Raw genomic sequence first — 3,156 nt, forward strand, 5'->3', positions numbered from 1 at the left:
TGCTGAGCCTGCGAAGAATTCTTCCCACCGGCGTCACACGCGGATCTTCGCGAATTTTGAACAGCGGTCCGCCTTCGGTCTCGTTGAGCGACAACAACTGCTGAACCTGTCTATCGGCACCGTCGATCATGGTGCGAAATTTGAGCATGGTGAACGGCTTACCATCCAACCCAATCCGTTCAGACGGGAACAAAACCGGGCCTCTACTCGAGAGCTTGATGGCGATCGCCGCTGCGACGAGCAGCGGCGATGTCCCGACGAGCGCAGCCAGCGCGAAGCAGAAGTCGAACGAGCGCTTCTGAAAGCTTTTGGCACCTTGGTACTGCGGCTTCTCTACATGCAGCAGTGGGAAGCCGGCGACCGGCCGCAGCGCTAACCGTCCTTCGGCGACATCCATCACCCCGGGGGCCACCACCAAGTCGACATCCATGGTCTCCAGTCGCCACATCAGTTGCCGAATACCCTGTGCGCCAAAGCGTTCTGTTCCCGTCAAGGCGACAGTGTCCGCATTCTGATGCGCTATCGCCGCCAGTGCGTGGGTCTCGTCGCCGAGAATCGGGACTTCATGGCCCTTGACCACAAGGGTTTTGCCGCGTGATGGCCCATAGCCCGGAATGCCGGCCCCGACCACCACGTAGCCGTCACGCGGATGACGGGTCAACTCCTCAACCAGCTGAGAAACCCCCTTGCGATCCCCGATCGCCAACACCCTCGTCAGGCATTCGCCGCGGGTCCGCTTGCCGGCGATGTAGTAGCGCCATAGCAGGCGGCTCGCCAGCAAACCGGCCGTACCGATCGGCAGCGCCACCGCCAGATACCCACGAGCCAGAAATATCTTCGCCAAAAGTGTCGCCATCGCAATGATCCCGAACGTCCAGAATGATGCGCTGACAATGCGTCGATATTCCTCGATTCCCGCCCCGATTACACGTATCGACCTGGAACGAAAGCCCGCGATCAGCGAAAGCCACAGTCCCGCAAAGAGTATGGAGAACAGCGTCATGACCTGACCGGGGTAGCCTGAAACGTGGGGCGAATCACCAAAGCGGATGAACTGTGCGAGCGCCACCGCAGCGCACACGATCAGTGCGTCGGTAATGCGCAGGCGGCGTGAATACTGGTACTGCCAACGACGAGCGTTGGCAGCTTTGACGGCCTGAGCCGGCCGTGCCCGTACAGGCGGGCTGCCATGCCCACTGGGTGCGCTCCTGGTAATTGAGATTGTCACGACGCCGCTCTCCCAACCGATGCCAGCAACGGCCAGTTGTTGTCTTCTTCGGAGATGACGCTTACCGCCAACGGCCACTCGATCCCGAATTCCGGTTCATCCCAGCGGAATCCCTGTTCCGCTTCGGTGTCGTAGACACCGCTGACCTGATAGAGAACCTCGGTGTTGTCGGCGAGAGTCTGAAAGCCGTGCGCAATGAACGGCGGCAGGAACAGCGCGCGGCGATTGTCGGCACTCAACTGCACCATCACGTGGTCCCCGTAGCTGCTCGACTCCGGGCGGACGTCGACAGCCACGGCGGCGATGGCGCCTCGCGTGCACCGGACTAACTTGGCCTCGATGTTCGGCGGAACCTGACGGCGGATACCGCGCAGCGTCCCTCTGGCGTAGCTGTATGCCACGTCCATCCGTGCGACGCTGGAGAGTAGGCCGTAGTCGGCGAATTCGCTGGCGCTAAACAGGTGCGAGAAGAATCCGCGATCGTCGCGGTTCGGCTCGATGTCGACGATCGTCACTCCGCCGATGTCAGTGGGCGTGTACTTCACTCGAACTCCCGTCGGGATTGGATCACCGTGTCGCCCCGCATCGCTGGCACCGTCGAAAACTTCTGATAGGGAGCGCAATTCGATTTCTGATCGATTCCGCCAACCAGCATTCACCCTCCCCCTGCCTCGCCTGTCCGCCCGGTGTCGAAGTGCCCTAGTTCACCGTGTAATCGAATCCGAAGTCGGACACGGCCCTTTCCGCGACGAAAGCCTCGACGTAGCGCGCTTTGCGCGGCACGTCACAGAGTCCGTTGAGGCAACGCGCACTACGCCTCCTGCATCAGTGGCGACACTTTCAGCACCCGGGTAGACCAGACCGTTAATCGTTGTCTCGATAATTATACATACATTTTGCATGTAGTAAAGCTCTTTGATAAACCATTGGTATGCCTTCGGAAGTCGTCAGCCGGCGTTTGCCGGGCGCTGCACGATGGCGGGACGGAAGTTGTAGCGGGCAGCCAGCGGGGAGCGGGCGACGCCCTGTTCGGTGGTATGTGCCAGTGGGGTGCCGATCGGACCGGCGGGGCTACCCGACGCAGGCGGCAGCACCGGCGTGCTCACAATGCCGCCGCCGGCCGGGAGCGCCGAAGCGACTTGGCTGAACGCGGGCGCCGCCGAGGTCCAGCCCTGGGGCACCGACAAGACGCCGAGCGACGCGGCGCGGCCCGAGGCCGCGGACATCGCGCTGCCTGGTGAACCCAAGGCACTCGCGCCGATGTTCAGTGACGACTTGAACATCGGGAATCCGCCACCGAAGGTCCCGGCAGCCGACCCAAACGACTTCACCAGCGACCCCGAAGAGCCCAGCATCGCGACACCCGAAGTGAGCATCGACGCGGAAGAAGAAGCGCCCGAGGCCAGCCCCTGCCCCGCCGCCAGTGCGGCGCTCGACGACGAGGTCGAGGCGGTCAACGATGACAGCGGCGTGGTGGACGTCGAGGACGACGTCGCCGCCGACGCGGCAGCCTGAAGCGCACTTTGCATCGTCGCAGTGCTCAACTGTGACGATGCCTGTGCGCCGGTGCCGGCCGCCGTGCCGGCAGCCTGTGTGACAGAGGCGTCCACCCCGGCAGCTCTGGATGGGTTGGTGGTGGTCTCCGGTGGAGGCGTGAAGGGCGCCATCACCGCCGCGGCCGACGACGCGCCGGCATACCCGTACATCGCCGCCGCATCCTGCGCCCACATCTCGAGATACAGGGCCTCGGTGGCCATGATCGCCGGGGTGTTCTGGCCGAAAAAGTTCGTCGCGACCAGCGCCAGCAGCAAGGCGCGGTTGGCCGAGATCTCCGCCGGCGGCACGGTCATCATGAATGCGGCCTCGTAGGCGGCCACGGCCGCCTTGGCCTGGGCGCCGGCCTGCTGGGCCCGCGCGGCAGTCGCACC

Annotated in this window: 3 protein-coding genes; all 3 read right to left on the minus strand. The window is 63.6% G+C overall.

The genetic code is table 11. From position 1 onward, the window contains the following. Positions 1–1,228: sugar transferase (locus tag AC2VOU_RS17220; protein ID WP_486958461.1), on the minus strand; the 1,228-nt coding region annotated here is incomplete at its 3' end. Further along, positions 1,225–1,773, minus strand: a complete 549-nt coding sequence (locus AC2VOU_RS17225; protein ID WP_486958459.1) for a dTDP-4-dehydrorhamnose 3,5-epimerase family protein — start codon at positions 1,771–1,773, stop codon at positions 1,225–1,227. The genes AC2VOU_RS17220 and AC2VOU_RS17225, both read right to left, overlap by 4 nt. 402 nt (positions 1,774–2,175) lie before the next feature. Beyond that, positions 2,176–3,156, minus strand: a 981-nt coding sequence (locus AC2VOU_RS17230) for a PPE family protein, SVP subgroup (RefSeq protein WP_486958460.1), incomplete at its 5' end; no start/stop codon positions are given.

The organism is Mycobacterium sp. TH-M25 (assembly GCF_057473665.1).